This is a genomic window from Enterovibrio paralichthyis, from assembly GCF_019209835.1.
Classification (GTDB): Bacteria; Pseudomonadota; Gammaproteobacteria; order Enterobacterales; family Vibrionaceae; genus Enterovibrio; species Enterovibrio paralichthyis.
In genome coordinates, this window is record NZ_JAHUTS010000009.1 from 1 (window position 1) to 13,324 (window position 13,324).

The following is a 13,324-nucleotide window of genomic DNA, read 5'->3' on the forward strand; positions in this document are numbered from 1 at the left end:
CGCGAGGGTAAGGGCTGTGGTCAATTGCAAAATAAAAGGCTCTAAGTATGGGGACTTAGAGCCTTTATAAGCCATCTGTTGGATCGTTCAACCGATCATTTATCTCTTAACTGATCGGCATTACCCGAAAGGGTGCTTTTTTATTGCTTTCTCTTCAATGTATTCGTGAAATTGAGACGGACAGAGAGGCAAAAATACATATTCTTTGTGGGGAATTTGCGGACAAAAACAGCCACGCATTTTGATGCCTTGTTCGCTTTCTGAGAGGTCAGCAGTAGACATTCCATCTCGCATCTCTAGACTTGGTTGGCTCGATTTTTAAGGGAAAAGATCATGTTGAGTTGGTTTGCCGTTTGCTTTTCTGGCCTGCTCCATATCAGCGCGGCATACAAGGGCCCCCGCTGGCAATTTTACCTGTTCAAACCGCTGACCATCGCCCTGATGATGGCTATTGCCGCAATGGGTGCAGAGCCCAGTGCCTATACCCACCTGATCCTTGCCGGGCTGCTGTTTTCCCTGGTAGGCGACATTTTTCTCATGTTGCCCAAAGACCGGTTTATCCCCGGCCTGCTCAGTTTCCTCGTCGCCCATATCCTCTACAGTGTTGCGTTCTGGCAGCAGTTTGAAGGCCCGATGGTGTGGTGGCTGCCCTCTATGATTGGCGCAGCAGGGGTGATCATATTCCTGTTGTTGCTGCCGAATCTCGGTGCCTTGCTGTTGCCGGTTGGTCTTTATATCGCCGTGATTGCCCAGATGGCCTGGGGCGCGGGAGAGTTCTGGATGAATACCCACTCACAACCAGCAGCCTATGCATTTGGCGGTGCTTTGCTCTTTATGGTGTCTGATACTGTGCTGGCGTTTGAGCGATTTAAAGGCCCGTTCCGCACTTCCGTGCTGCTGATTATGGGCACTTACTTCTGCGCGCAGGGGCTGATCACCCTGTCAGCGCTCAGTTAAAGGCAGATGATGTCCTGGGTGCAGGTGTATAGCGCAGGCAATTCACTGGAGGCGCACAGTCTGAAAGGGATGCTGGAAGCCTTGGGTATCGATGTCGTGCTGAAAGGGGAGTCATTATCCAGCGCGACCGGTGAACTGCCGGCAGATGCCATTGCGGTCACCCTTTGGGTCGATGCAAACCGCGAATCCCAGGCGCTCGGCGCACTGAGGGATTATGAAGAGCAGGCCGACACTGTCTGGCACTGCGCCGGTTGCGGGGAAGAAAACAGTGGCAGCTTCGAGATTTGCTGGCAATGTGGAACGGCGCGCAGCGAGCGGGACTGACAGTCGCTGCTTTGCGCGGTTTGTGTACAACCTTTGCGCCATATCAACGTCCCAACCCTCTGAACATGGTTCCATTGCGCGGTTATTACTACCAACGCCGGAGTCCAGATGCCTGCATCTATTCATGTCCACGAAATCCTGAACCACCTCAAGCAACAGCCGCTGTCTGAAGCCGCACTGACCGAATGGGTGGTGGCGCAGTGGGGTGAAAACGCGAGATTCCACACCTGCAGCCAGCAGGGACTTTCCTTCAGCGAAGTGCTGGAATTTTTGCGCCGCCGCAAAAAAATCTTTGATGAGATGGGTGAACTGTCCGTCAATACTGCGCGGGTGTGTAATCACTGATTCTCGCTGTAGCAAAAACACAAAAGGCCTCAAGCGAGGCCTTTTGTCATTCCGGGAAGTGTTACTTCCCGACCATATATTTGCGGCGAATATCGAGCAGGGCAAAAATCCCGAACAGCAGGATTGACCACTTTTCCCAGCGCGTCATGGAAATCTTGTCACCAAATGCGCCGATAAAAATCAGCATCTGCAGGCCATGCATACAGAACAGGAATGCGGTCATGATGTAGAGCGCCATGGCTGCCACACCCGGAAACGGATGGACGATATTGGCGATCAGAACAAACCAGACAAAACCGATGGCGGCTTTCGCTAACAGGATAAGTGCTTTCATTTTTCCTCTCTTTGATACAACCGGAAACTTACCTGTCCGGCATGTTTTTCCTTAATCATGTCCCAGTGGGTTGGCACTTCAGGCAATCCCAGTTCGCGCTCTGCCTCAATGTAGATCAGGGCGTTGTGGCTTAGCCAGCCGTTCTGCTCCAGTTTGCTGAAAACATCACTCAGCAGATCTTTACGAAATGGCGGGTCGATAAATACCACATCGAAAGGCTGGCCGGGTTTGGACAGAAACGTCAGGGCATCAGTGTTATGCACCACGGCATTATCGGCCTTCAGCGTGGCCAGGTTCTGGCTGATTTGGGTCGCCGCACCTTTATCCAGTTCCAGCAAGGTGACCTGCTCCGCCTGGCGCGACAAAGCTTCCAACCCCAAACCGCCACTGCCGGCGAATACATCCAGACAACGGGCTTCGTACAAGTCCGCAGCCAGCCAGTTAAAGACCGTTTCTTTTACGCGATCTGTGGTCGGTCGCAGACCCTCAACATTTTTGACCGGCAATTTACGTCCGCGCCATTTGCCCGCAATGATGCGGACAAAACCTGAACCACCGCCATTGTTGGCGGGTGAAGCATTGCCACGACCAGTGTTTCGGCTGGCTGGGTTTTTCGGGTTACGTCGTACCATAGATTTTTTGACCGCTAAGAAGGTGTTAGACTATACGCGTTCGGTAACGGCTCTGCATTTCCCCATTCATACAAAGTTCGCGACGTAAGGGCTTATTGGCTACTTTCGCCAAGGCTGCTGCGTCGAAAAGGAATGCATTTACCCGCCGTTACCACACTGCATGAAAAGGCGCAGTGTTCACAGTTTTAGATCAGCTCGCTGTTATCGCGCCGATTGTACCAATCAAGCTTTAGGATTTGCCAATGGCAGAAAAAAAGAAACGCGGATTTATGTCCTGGCTGGGTTTCGGCCGAAAAAATGACGAAAAAGAAGAACAGCAAAAAGCCGCAGAAGAAGCGCGTTTAAAAGCGGAGGCAGAAGCCAAAGCGCACGCTGAAGAAGAAGCCCGTTTAGCGGCGGAAGCACAAGCCAAGGCAGAAGCGGAAGAAGCGGCACGCCTGGCGGCGGAAGCACAAACCAAGGCAGAGGCAGAAGAAGCCGCACGTCTGGCGGCGGAAGCACAAGCGAAGGCAGAAGCTGAAGAAGCAGCGCGTTTGGCGGCAGAAGCACAAGCCAAGGCAGAGGCAGAAGAAGCCGCACGTCTGGCGGCGGAAGCGCAAGCCAAGGCAGAGGCAGAAGAAGCAGCGCGTCTGGCCGCGGAAGCACAAGCGAAGGCAGAAGCCGAAGAAGCCGCACGTCTGGCGGCGGAAGCGCAAGCCAAGGCAGAAGCCGAAGAAGCCGCACGTCTGGCGGCGGAAGCACAAGCGAAGGCAGATGCTGAAGAAGCAGCGCGTCTGGCCGCGGAAGCACAAGCGAAGGCAGAAGCCGAAGAAGCCGCACGTCTGGCGGCGGAAGCACAAGCGAAGGCAGAAGCTGAAGAAGCAGCGCGTTTGGCGGCAGAAGCACAAGCCAAGGCAGAGGCAGAAGAAGCCGCACGTCTGGCGGCGGAAGCAGAAGCGAAGGCAGAAGCTGAAGAAGCAGCACGTCTGGCCGCGGAAGCACAAGCGAAGGCAGAAGCCGAAGAAGCCGCACGTCTGGCGGCGGAAGCCCAAGCGAAGGCACAAGCTGAAGAAGAAGCCCGTTTAGCAGCGGAAGCACAAGCTAAAGCACAGGCTGAGCAGGAAAAACCAAAGCGCGAAGGTTTCTTCGCCCGATTGAAGCGCGGTCTTCAAAAAACCAAAGCCAACCTGGGTGCCGGTTTCTTTGGTCTGTTCAGTGGCAAGAAAATCGACGATGAGCTGTTTGAAGAACTTGAAGAGCAGCTGTTGATTGCTGATGTCGGCATGGACACCACCACCAAGATCATCAACAGCCTGACCGACAAAGCGTCGCGTAAAGAGCTGAAAGACGGTGAAGCGCTGTACGGCCTGCTCAAACAAGAGATGGCTGAAATCCTGAGCAAGGTAGAAAAACCGCTTGAAGTGGAAAAGAAAGACGGCCCGTTCGTTATTCTGATGGTTGGCGTGAATGGTGTGGGTAAAACCACCACCATCGGTAAGCTGGCCAAACAATTCCAGCAGCAGGGTAAGTCCGTCATGCTGGCGGCAGGTGATACCTTCCGTGCCGCAGCGGTTGAACAGCTGCAGGTATGGGGTGAGCGCAATAACGTGCCTGTGATCGCCCAGCACACAGGTGCAGATAGTGCATCAGTGATCTATGACGCGATTGAGGCTGCAAAAGCACGTAACGTCGACGTGGTCATTGCTGACACGGCAGGCCGTCTGCAAAACAAAGCTAACCTGATGGAAGAGCTGAAGAAAATCGTCCGCGTGATGAAAAAGCTTGATGAGAATGCGCCGCATGAAATCATGCTGACCATTGACGCAGGTACCGGCCAGAACGCGATCAGCCAGGCGCGTCTGTTCAACGACATCGCGCCGCTGTCAGGCATTACCCTGACCAAGCTTGACGGTACAGCGAAAGGTGGCGTGATCTTCGCCGTTGCTGATCAGTTTAATATCCCAATCCGTTATATCGGTGTGGGTGAAGGCATCGACGATCTGCGCCCGTTTGTGGCGGAAGACTTTATCGAAGCACTGTTTAGTCAGGAGGACTGACCGGCGTGATCCAGTTTCAGCAGGTAAGTAAAGCCTACCGCGGTGGGCAACAGGCATTACAGAAAGTGAGTTTTCACTTACCCAAAGGCGACATGGCGTTTCTTACCGGTCACTCTGGCGCGGGAAAAAGCACCCTGCTGAAATTGCTGTGTGCGATTGAACGGCCAAGTGACGGGCAAATCCTGTTTAACGGCCATGATATCGGCCAGATCAGCCGAAAAGAGATCCCTTTCCTGCGTCGTCATATCGGTGTGATTTTTCAAGATCACAAGCTTTTGATGGACCGCAGCGTTTTCGACAACGTAGCTTTGCCGCTGCGTATTGAACAGGCGAGCGAAAACGACATCAAAAAGCGTGTCTCAGCGGCGCTGGATAAAGTGGGCTTGCTGGATAAAGCCGGATGTTTGCCCATCCAGCTTTCCGGTGGTGAGCAGCAGCGCGTCGGTATTGCCCGCGCTGTGGTCAACCGGCCTATGGTGCTGGTGGCGGATGAGCCAACCGGTAACCTGGATGCAGCACTGTCGGCGCAAATCATGGAGCTGTTCCGTCAGTTCAACCAGGTGGGCGTGACGGTGCTGATGGCAACCCACGATACGTCATTGCTCAGCCGCTATGACATGCGCCGTTTTGAGCTTAACCAGGGTCATTTGTCGGAGGTGGTGCGTGGCTAACTATTTCTCGCTGCATAAGCAGCAAGGTGGTCAGGCGCTGCGCGACCTGTTGGCAAAACCGCTGGGCAATGTACTGACTGTACTGGCGCTGGCATTTGCGCTGGCGCTGCCGGCAACCCTGTTTATGCTGGCCAAAAATGTGGTGGCAGTGACCTCTGAATGGCAGGCACCAAACCAGCTGACGGTTTACCTGGAGTCGATGCCACAATCCCGTGCGCAGGATTTTGGTGATACTCTCAAAGGCTGGCCGGAAGTGGCCACAGCGGAATTTATCTCGCCGGAAGACGGCTTGACCGAGCTTCGCCAGATTCAGGGCTTTGAAGAGGCCGTGAGTTTGTTGGATGACAACCCGTTGCCCGCAGTGGTCGTGCTGACGCCGGTCAGTGACCAGGCGGAAGATGTGACGGGGCTGGCATCCAAGCTACGTACCCAGTCTGAAGTGGAAGAAGTGCGCCTCGACAGCGACTGGCTCCAGCGCCTCGCAGCCATTGAATCGCTTATTTTGACATTAACCTGGGTGTTCTCCGGTCTGATGTTACTGGCAGTGTTTTTGATTATCGGCAATACCCTGCGTTTACAGGTGTTGAACCAAAAGCAGGAAATTCAGGTCATGAAGCTGGTGGGTGCCACTGACAGCTATATCCTTCGCCCGTATTTATATACAGGCGTGTGGTTGGCACTGGCAGGCGCCGTGGTTGCCTGGTTGGTCACTGCTGTGAATAGCCTGCTGATTGATGCAGCCGTGGCAAAATTGGCTACATTATATAGCAGTGGCTTCAGGCTGATGGGTCTTGGCATCGATGAAGGTTTTATTCTTCTGATGGTGACAGGGCTGATTGGCTGGTTGGCAGCGCGTCTGGCGACGGGAAAACATTTGCGGGATATTGAACCTGTTTAATATTGGCAGGTCTGAAAAGGAATGACATCGACTCAGGGTTGCAGTTTTTTTGAACTCAAGTAGAGTATGTCGGTCGCCTTGAATGGCGTAAAAATGTTCGAATGATTCGAAAAGAGGTGAAAATGACAGCAGAGATGTATGCACTGGCCCCCATCTCCCAAGATAGCCTTGATAGCTATCTACAGCAGGTAAACAGCTATCCAATGCTGACTGCGGAAGAGGAGCGCGAGCTGGCAGAACGTCTGCACTATGAAGAAGATCTGGATGCGGCAAAAAGCCTGATCCTTTCTCATCTTCGCTTTGTTGTTCATATTGCCCGTGGTTATTCCGGTTACGGATTGCCAGTGTCTGATCTGGTTCAGGAAGGCAACATCGGTCTGATGAAGGCCGTTAAGCGTTTTAACCCAGAAGTGGGTGTGCGTCTTGTGTCGTTCGCTGTTCACTGGATCAAAGCGGAAATCCACGAATACGTCCTGCGAAACTGGCGTATCGTGAAAGTCGCGACCACCAAAGCGCAACGCAAGCTGTTCTTCAACCTGCGTAAATCGAAAAAGCGTTTGGGTTGGTTCAACGCTGAAGAAGTGAATATGGTTGCGGAGCAACTGGGCGTTGATGCGGCGGAAGTCCGTGAGATGGAATCCCGTCTTGCTGCGCAAGATGCAGGGTTTGACGCCGGCGCTGATGACGACGAGCGTGACGGTGGTGCCGTAGCGCCTGTTTTCTATCTGGAAGACAAAAGTTCAGATGTCGCGACAAATCTGGAATCCCAGAACTGGGAAGACCATGCAAACCGTCGTTTAGCCCAGGCCATGTCAGGTTTGGATGAGCGCAGCCAACACATTATCCGTTCCCGTTGGCTGGACGACGACAACAAAGCAACATTGCAGGAACTGGCTGATCACTACCAGGTATCTGCAGAACGTATTCGCCAACTGGAAAAGAACGCGATGCGTAAACTGAAAGAGGCGGTGGGCGACGCTCTGTGATCGCCCCCAGCCCGATGGTGAAAACCGGCATTTTGCCGGTTTTTTTGTGCCTGTTGATCCGCTTTCTGCCTGTGTCCGGATAAGTTGTCCACAGTTTTATTACGATCAACACTATATGTTGTGGATCCTTTCTTCTGATCCCACTTTATCAACGCAATCCACAGTCTTTTCCACAGGTGGCGAAAAAGCATACAAAGCCCGTAACTTCTTCGTGGCAAGCTTAAGAAAAAAGTCATGTACAATGGAGCATTACAGGTTCCGGGCGCATTGAATGGCTCAAACCTTTGGATACTATGACGGAGTGGAAAGGGTATAACTCATGGAACAATTTGCGCATATCTCTGTGACCGATGCTTTGGCAATGCTGGAAAGTGATGATCATCACGCTGTTATGGCGGACATCCGGGATCCTCAGTCATTTCTGCAATCTCATCCACAGGGCGCATTTCACCTGACCAACGACACGCTGGTGCAGTTTACGCAAGAGGTGGACTACGGTCAGCCCGTGCTGGTGATCTGTTACCATGGCAACAGCAGTCAGGGCGCGGCACAATATCTTGTTAACCAAGGCTTTGAGCAGGTGTACAGTGTAGATGGTGGCTTTGCTGCCTGGCTTCGACAGGCTTTACCGGTAGCAGCAGGAACTGAATAACCTTTAAGAAGGGGCACTATGGTACGGTTGATTGCACTTTCCAACCCGCGTGCGGCACAGGCTTTCATTGATTACATGGCTTCACGCAATATCGACATCAAACTGATGCCCGAGGGCGAAGGGCAGTTTGCCCTCTGGCTGGCTGACAGCCAGCTTGAGGTGGAAGCGCATGCCGAACTGGAGGCGTTTTTGCAAAACCCGATGGCGGAAAAGTATCAGGCCGCCTCCTGGGACATGGCGGAAAGCCGTACTGCCCGTTTCTACTACCCGCGCCAGGGGATAATGGCGTCCCTGAAACAAAATTCAGGGCCCTTCACCTTGTTTATCATGGTGGTTTGTATTGTTGTCTATGCCGGGTTGACCCTTGGCTTTGGCAACGATGTTTTCTCCCTGCTGCATTTCCCTGCCGGTGAATCACAGCAATGGCAGCTTTGGCGGCTGTTTACCCATGCCTTACTGCATTTTTCTGCCACCCACATCATCTTCAACCTGCTGTGGTGGTGGGTGCTTGGCGGGCGGATTGAAAAACAGTCTGGCAGTGCCAAACTGATGCAACTGTTCCTGCTGACCGCACTGTTCTCCGGCCTTGGCCAATATGTGTTTGACGGCCCTGCTTTTGGCGGGATGTCCGGTGTGGTATATGCACTGTTGGGTTACCTGTGGCTAATGGGCACACTGGCACCTGAGCGCGGTCTTTCCATCGAGCCTGCTTACGTCGGCTTTATGCTGCTGTGGCTGGTGGTGGGCTTTTTCGAGCCGTTCGGCATGGCCATTGCCAACATGGCGCATCTGTTTGGTCTGGTTTCCGGCTGTGCAATCGGGTTGTTCGATGCCAAGCTTCGCAAAGCCACATAAAGCCTGTGTGCTTCACGTTGGCATTGGCAACCTTGCAGCGTAAACTGGTGGCGATGCACATTTTTACGCAGGGGATGCAGTGAAACAGATACAACGCCATCAGGAAATTCTCGACCTTGTCCGCAGCAAGGGGTATGTCAGCACCGATGATTTGGTGGCGCATTTTGATGTCAGCCCGCAGACAATCCGCCGCGATCTCAATGAACTCGCGACAGAAAACAAAATCCGTCGCCAGCACGGCGGGGCCACCATTCCATCCAGCTCCGTCAACACGGCTTACAATGCGCGTAAAGAGATGCAGTTGCAGGCCAAAAACAGGCTGGCTCAGGCGCTGGTCGCCCATATTCCTGACGGTGCGACCCTGTTTATCGATATCGGTACCACGCCGGAAGCGGTTGCACGTGCTTTGCTGAACCATCAGGATCTGCGCATTGTGACCAACAATCTCAATGCTGCCAGCATCCTGATGGCGAAAGAGGACTTTCGCATCATCATGGCGGGCGGCGAAGTGCGCAACCGTGACGGTGGCATTATGGGGGAAGCGACGCTGGACTTCGTCTCCCAGTTTCGTCTGGATTTCGGCATTCTCGGGATCAGCGGCATTGACCTTGACGGCAGCCTGCTGGACTTTGACTACCATGAGGTGCGTGTCAAACAGGCGATCATGGAAAACAGCCGCTCTGTCCTCCTTGCTGCTGACCACACCAAGTTTGGCCGCAACGCCATGGTGAATGTGGGTAACCTGACCCAAATCGATCACCTGTTCCTGGATGCCCCCTTGCCTGAGCCCTTACAAGGGCTGCTTAAAGAAGCCGGGACACGGGTTGAAGTGATCGGCTAACCGCATGCATTCAGTACTAAACCGCCGCAAGGCGGTTTTTTTGTGCGCGCATTTCGCGGAAATTTTCGTCATTTGATCATTGGGTCTTGCGCTTTTCTGTACTAGAATGTTCGAAATCGAAAGTTAAATGCTCGAATGAGCGCTCTATGTGAGCGTAACGCAATAGGGAGATGGCATGGAAACGAAAGAGCTGCAGGGCAATAACGACATTCTCGACTTGATTGTGGTCGGCGGCGGGATTAATGGGGCGGGTATTGCAGCAGACGCCAGTGGCCGGGGTCTGCGTGTCGGACTGTATGATGCTGCCGACTTTGCTTCTGCCACGTCATCTGCCAGCTCCAAACTTATCCATGGCGGTTTGCGTTATCTTGAGCACTATGAATTCAGGCTGGTCAGCGAAGCGTTGGCTGAGCGGGAAGTGATCCTGAAAAAAGCCCCACACCTTGCTTGGCCGATGCGTTTTCGCCTGCCGCACCGTCCCCATTTGCGTCCCGCGTGGATGATCCGTATCGGCCTTTTCCTCTATGATCATCTGGGCAAGCGCACCACATTGTCGGCCAGTAAAGGTATCCGTTTCGGTGAGGACTCGGTGCTGAAGCCAAACATCACCAAAGGCTTTGAATACTCGGATTGTTGGGTGGATGATGCGCGTTTGGTGATCCTGAATGTCATGGATGCGGCGGAGCGCGGTGCGGAGGTGCGTAACCGCTGTAAAGTCACCCGTGCCGAGCGCAACAATGGCATCTGGGAAGTGACGCTTCATGATGAAATTGCCAACACTACTCTCACCCGTAAAGCTAAAGTTCTGGTTAACGCGGCGGGTCCTTGGGTCAAAGAATTTTTCGATCAGGGCACAACACTCAAATCCCCGCGTGGTATCCGTTTAATCAAGGGCAGCCATATCGTAGTGCCACGGGTACACAATGAACCGAGTGCCTATATCCTGCAAAACGAAGATGGGCGCATCGTCTTCGTGCTTCCGTATCTGGATCGCTTTTCCGTGATTGGTACCACGGATGTCGAATACAAAGGCAACCCGCGCGATGTGGCGATTGAAGACAAAGAGGTCGAGTACCTTCTGAGTGTTTACAACCAGCACTTCAAATCTCCCCTCAGCAGGAATGATGTGGTGTGGACTTACAGCGGTGTGCGCCCGCTTTGTGATGATGAGTCAGACTCACCGCAGGCGATCACCCGCGACTACACGCTGGAGCTGGAAGACAATGGCGGTGATGCACCGATCCTTTCTATTTTCGGCGGCAAACTGACCACCTATCGCAAACTGGCGCGAGCTGCAGTGAACAAGCTGTCGCCGTTCTTTGCTGATATGGGAGAGGACTGGACGGCCAACAGTGCCTTGCCGGGCGGTGAGGGGATTACCTCTGCCGCGGACGTGGAGAAAAAACTGGCCGCGACTTTCCCATGGATGGATACCTTTACTGTACAGCGTCTGGCAACCACCTATGGCAGCCGCATCTGGGTTTGGCTGGATGGCGTGAAAGATGAGTCAGAGCTGGGGCTGTCTTTTGGTCACGGATTGACTGCGCGGGAAGTGGATTATCTGGTGTCGGCAGAATATGTACAGACGGCTGAGGATTTACTGTGGCGCCGCACAAAGCTTGGACTGTACCTCTCCAAACAAGAGCAGCAGGCCGTGGCTGATTACCTGGCCAGCCATCATGCGACCATTGCTGACAGCGCGTCAATACCCGCCTGACGGCAGGGCGCAAACCACACAGGGAAGAAAACAAAAAAGGCGTACTTGGGTACGCCTTTATCGGTAAAGCCGGTTTACTGATAGAGATATTTAGTAAACAGCAAATCTGCCAGTATTTTCTGGTTGGTTTCAGCCAACAAGATTTCATTGACCTTTTCCAGACAGGCTTTGCGTATCGCTTCACGACCGGACAGCGACTTTACACGCACTTCATTTTCCTGACTCAACACCTCGATAATGGTGTCGCGGATCAGCGGCTGGTGATACTCCAGCATTTGGATCAATGACGGGTCATCCACCATGAGATCGACACGGATATTGATAAATCCGAGTTTTCGACCTTCCGTAATAAAGTTGGTGGTGATCTCAGGCTCCATCGTATAGTAGCTGAATTGCGGTGCCTCATCTTCCTCCGAAGCGACGGAAGGGACGGTAAACAGCAGCGACAAGAACAAGGCGAAAACAACGGTGATATTTTTTTTCATGGTTTTTGCCAAACCCCGGATTTAATCAATCTCTTATGGTAGTTTAGCTGCGCGCGAGCAGGCACAGCTGTGTACAATAGCGCACTTCTAATACTAAACATTATTGGCCGATTCGGCGAAAGTTTTGTGGTTTTTTTGCTCTTTGGCTCAGGATAACATGTCAGATTTCAAGCAATTACACATACAAGCTCTGGTGGAGGCAAACTGGGAGACACCAGACTGGCAGCGGCTGGAACCAACATGGGAAGGAAATTGGCTCCTGGAGCGTCACTCCATGACGGAACGCTTGAAAGCCCATTGCGACACCCTGACTGTCGACGTATTAGGACTGCATGAAATTGAGCGCGGGGCACTCTCAGAGAGTGAACGTGCCTTGTTGGGGGACGAGACCTGCATGGTGCGTGAGGTGGTGCTTTCCGGTGATGATACAGCCTGGCTGTGTGCCCGTACTCTGGTGCCCATGTCTACCCTGACTGAACAGGAAAAGGACATTGCGGAGCTGGGTGCAGTCCCGCTTGGACACCGGGTATTTAACCAGGCCAATGCTCGCCGCGATGCGATAGAAGTGGCACACCTGACCATTGATGGTGCGGTTTTGCTGGCGCGCCGTTCACGCCTGTGGGTAAATGAAAAACCGATGCTGGTATCTGAATTGTTCCTGCCGCATGCACCGATTTATCAGGAGGAAGGCTAAATGGATGCAGCCAAAGCCCGTGCTTTCTGGCAGCTGACGCGAATGGACAGGCCGATTGGCAGCCTACTGCTGCTCTGGCCAACACTCTGGGCACTGTTTCTGGCCGCCGACGGCTGGCCGTCACTGAATGTGCTGGTGGTGTTTGTGCTGGGTGTGGTGATGATGCGCGCGGCAGGCTGTGTGATTAATGATTTTGCAGACCGCAATTTCGACGGTCATGTGAAGCGCACCAAAGCACGTCCGCTGCCATCCGGTCTGGTGACAGCCAAAGAAGCGCTGGCCTTGTTCGGCCTTCTTATCCTCGGCGCCTTTTTACTGGTGCTGACCCTCGATCCCCTCACCATCAAATTGTCTGTTGTCGCCGTGCTTCTGGCCTCGGTCTATCCCTTTATGAAGCGTTACACCCATATGCCACAACTGGTACTGGGAATGGCGTTCAGCTGGGCGATCCCGATGGCGTATGCGGCGCAATCCGGTGAATTGCCGCCGGTCGCCTGGATGCTGTTTCTCGCCAACGTGGCATGGACAGTGGCCTACGACACCCTGTATGCCATGGTCGACCGTGATGATGACCTGAAAATTGGCATCAAGTCTTCAGCCATCCTGTTTGGCAGATATGACAAAATCGCCGTTGGCCTGCTGCAATTGGTGACGTTACTGCTGCTGACGCTGGTGGGCTATCTGAGCCAGCTTGCCACCGTTTATTACTGGTTCCTGCTTGCGGCTTCTGCTCTGTTTGTTTACCAGCAGTGGCTGGCACGCCAACGTGAGCGTGATGCCTGCTTTAAAGCCTTCCTGAACAACAACTATGTTGGGATGCTGATTTTTATTGGCTTCGCGCTGGCTGTCATTCTTAAGTAATACACTGGTGGCATCAGAAAAAGAAAACCCTCGCAT

The 13,324-nt window shown here is 53.2% G+C and carries 16 protein-coding genes; 13 read left to right on the forward strand and 3 right to left on the reverse strand.

Annotated elements, in window-relative coordinates; genetic code table 11:
* The first annotated feature begins 333 nt into the window (after nt 1–333).
* The 3 genes from KU854_RS12330 (at nt 334) to KU854_RS12340 (ending at nt 1,626) form a co-directional block, all read left to right on the forward strand.
* Complete coding sequence (locus KU854_RS12330; RefSeq protein ID WP_218358835.1) at nt 334–957, forward strand: lysoplasmalogenase; 624 nt, start codon at nt 334–336, stop codon at nt 955–957.
* Between the two features lie 9 nt (nt 958–966).
* Nucleotides 967–1,281, forward strand: a complete 315-nt coding sequence (locus tag KU854_RS12335; protein ID WP_218358836.1) for a putative signal transducing protein — start codon at nt 967–969, stop codon at nt 1,279–1,281.
* A 108-nt stretch (nt 1,282–1,389) separates the two neighbouring features.
* Entirely contained in the window at nt 1,390–1,626 is a 237-nt protein-coding gene (locus tag KU854_RS12340) for a YecH family metal-binding protein (RefSeq protein ID WP_218358837.1), read from the forward strand.
* 61 nt (nt 1,627–1,687) lie between these two features.
* On the opposite strand, the gene KU854_RS12345 is transcribed toward KU854_RS12340, so the two are convergent.
* Nucleotides 1,688–1,960, reverse strand: coding sequence for a DUF1145 domain-containing protein (locus KU854_RS12345; protein WP_054780496.1), 273 nt, complete (start codon nt 1,958–1,960; stop codon nt 1,688–1,690).
* On the reverse strand, nt 1,957–2,592 hold the full coding sequence (rsmD, locus tag KU854_RS12350) for a 16S rRNA (guanine(966)-N(2))-methyltransferase RsmD (protein ID WP_218358838.1): 636 nt from the start codon (nt 2,590–2,592) through the stop codon (nt 1,957–1,959). The genes KU854_RS12345 and rsmD overlap by 4 nt, the downstream gene beginning before the upstream one ends.
* Before the next feature lie 821 nt (nt 2,593–3,413).
* On the opposite strand from rsmD, the gene ftsY reads away from it, so the two are divergent.
* The 8 genes from ftsY to glpD all read left to right on the forward strand — a co-directional run bounded on the left by ftsY (nt 3,414) and on the right by glpD (nt 11,248).
* Complete coding sequence (ftsY, locus tag KU854_RS12355) at nt 3,414–4,628, forward strand: signal recognition particle-docking protein FtsY (protein WP_255555550.1); 1,215 nt, start codon at nt 3,414–3,416, stop codon at nt 4,626–4,628.
* Nucleotides 4,629–4,633: 5 nt separating this feature from the next.
* The gene (gene ftsE, locus KU854_RS12360) at nt 4,634–5,299 is read left to right on the forward strand and encodes a cell division ATP-binding protein FtsE (protein ID WP_218358840.1); all 666 of its coding nucleotides are present in this window, start codon (nt 4,634–4,636) and stop codon (nt 5,297–5,299) included.
* Nucleotides 5,292–6,197: a permease-like cell division protein FtsX gene (gene ftsX, locus KU854_RS12365; protein ID WP_054779445.1), complete on the forward strand. Its 906-nt coding sequence runs from the start codon at nt 5,292–5,294 to the stop codon at nt 6,195–6,197. The genes ftsE and ftsX overlap by 8 nt, the downstream gene beginning before the upstream one ends.
* 122 nt (nt 6,198–6,319) lie before the next feature.
* A complete protein-coding gene (gene rpoH, locus KU854_RS12370; protein WP_218358841.1) occupies nt 6,320–7,183 on the forward strand; it encodes an RNA polymerase sigma factor RpoH in 864 nt (287 codons plus the stop codon).
* 319 nt (nt 7,184–7,502) lie between these two features.
* A complete protein-coding gene (gene glpE / locus KU854_RS12375) occupies nt 7,503–7,835 on the forward strand; it encodes a thiosulfate sulfurtransferase GlpE (protein ID WP_218358842.1) in 333 nt (110 codons plus the stop codon).
* Between the two features lie 18 nt (nt 7,836–7,853).
* Entirely contained in the window at nt 7,854–8,690 is an 837-nt protein-coding gene (gene glpG / locus KU854_RS12380) for a rhomboid family intramembrane serine protease GlpG (protein WP_218358843.1), read from the forward strand.
* A gap of 79 nt (nt 8,691–8,769) precedes the next feature.
* Nucleotides 8,770–9,531, forward strand: coding sequence for a DeoR/GlpR family transcriptional regulator (locus tag KU854_RS12385; protein WP_218358844.1), 762 nt, complete (start codon nt 8,770–8,772; stop codon nt 9,529–9,531).
* 175 nt (nt 9,532–9,706) lie between these two features.
* Nucleotides 9,707–11,248 (forward strand): glycerol-3-phosphate dehydrogenase, encoded by a 1,542-nt coding sequence (gene glpD / locus KU854_RS12390; RefSeq protein WP_218358845.1) that lies wholly within the window; start codon nt 9,707–9,709, stop codon nt 11,246–11,248.
* A gap of 74 nt (nt 11,249–11,322) precedes the next feature.
* Here glpD and KU854_RS12395 read toward each other — a convergent pair whose 3' ends face one another.
* Nucleotides 11,323–11,733 carry a flagellar basal body-associated protein FliL gene (locus KU854_RS12395; RefSeq protein ID WP_218358846.1) on the reverse strand — a complete coding sequence of 137 codons (411 nt, stop codon included), beginning with the start codon at nt 11,731–11,733 and terminating at the stop codon, nt 11,323–11,325.
* A gap of 157 nt (nt 11,734–11,890) precedes the next feature.
* Between KU854_RS12395 and KU854_RS12400 the strand changes: the two genes are divergently transcribed.
* On the forward strand, nt 11,891–12,427 hold the full coding sequence (locus tag KU854_RS12400) for a chorismate--pyruvate lyase family protein (RefSeq protein WP_218358847.1): 537 nt from the start codon (nt 11,891–11,893) through the stop codon (nt 12,425–12,427).
* Nucleotides 12,428–13,288 carry a 4-hydroxybenzoate octaprenyltransferase gene (ubiA, locus tag KU854_RS12405; RefSeq protein WP_218358848.1) on the forward strand — a complete coding sequence of 287 codons (861 nt, stop codon included), beginning with the start codon at nt 12,428–12,430 and terminating at the stop codon, nt 13,286–13,288.
* Nucleotides 13,289–13,324 lie beyond the last annotated feature (36 nt).

Excerpts from the sequence above, each read along its gene's own strand:
- KU854_RS12330 (WP_218358835.1), top strand. The coding sequence starts at position 334 with ATGTTGAGTTGGTTTGCCGTTTGCTTTTCTGGCCTGCTCCATATCAGC.
- KU854_RS12335 (WP_218358836.1), top strand. The coding sequence starts at position 967 with ATGTCCTGGGTGCAGGTGTATAGCGCAGGCAATTCACTGGAGGCGCAC.
- KU854_RS12340 (WP_218358837.1), top strand. The coding sequence starts at position 1,390 with ATGCCTGCATCTATTCATGTCCACGAAATCCTGAACCACCTCAAGCAA.
- KU854_RS12345 (WP_054780496.1), bottom strand. The coding sequence starts at position 1,960 with ATGAAAGCACTTATCCTGTTAGCGAAAGCCGCCATCGGTTTTGTCTGG.
- rsmD (WP_218358838.1), bottom strand. The coding sequence starts at position 2,592 with ATGGTACGACGTAACCCGAAAAACCCAGCCAGCCGAAACACTGGTCGT.
- rpoH (WP_218358841.1), top strand. The coding sequence starts at position 6,320 with ATGACAGCAGAGATGTATGCACTGGCCCCCATCTCCCAAGATAGCCTT.
- glpE (WP_218358842.1), top strand. The coding sequence starts at position 7,503 with ATGGAACAATTTGCGCATATCTCTGTGACCGATGCTTTGGCAATGCTG.
- glpG (WP_218358843.1), top strand. The coding sequence starts at position 7,854 with ATGGTACGGTTGATTGCACTTTCCAACCCGCGTGCGGCACAGGCTTTC.
- glpD (WP_218358845.1), top strand. The coding sequence starts at position 9,707 with ATGGAAACGAAAGAGCTGCAGGGCAATAACGACATTCTCGACTTGATT.
- KU854_RS12395 (WP_218358846.1), bottom strand. The coding sequence starts at position 11,733 with ATGAAAAAAAATATCACCGTTGTTTTCGCCTTGTTCTTGTCGCTGCTG.
- KU854_RS12400 (WP_218358847.1), top strand. The coding sequence starts at position 11,891 with ATGTCAGATTTCAAGCAATTACACATACAAGCTCTGGTGGAGGCAAAC.
- ubiA (WP_218358848.1), top strand. The coding sequence starts at position 12,428 with ATGGATGCAGCCAAAGCCCGTGCTTTCTGGCAGCTGACGCGAATGGAC.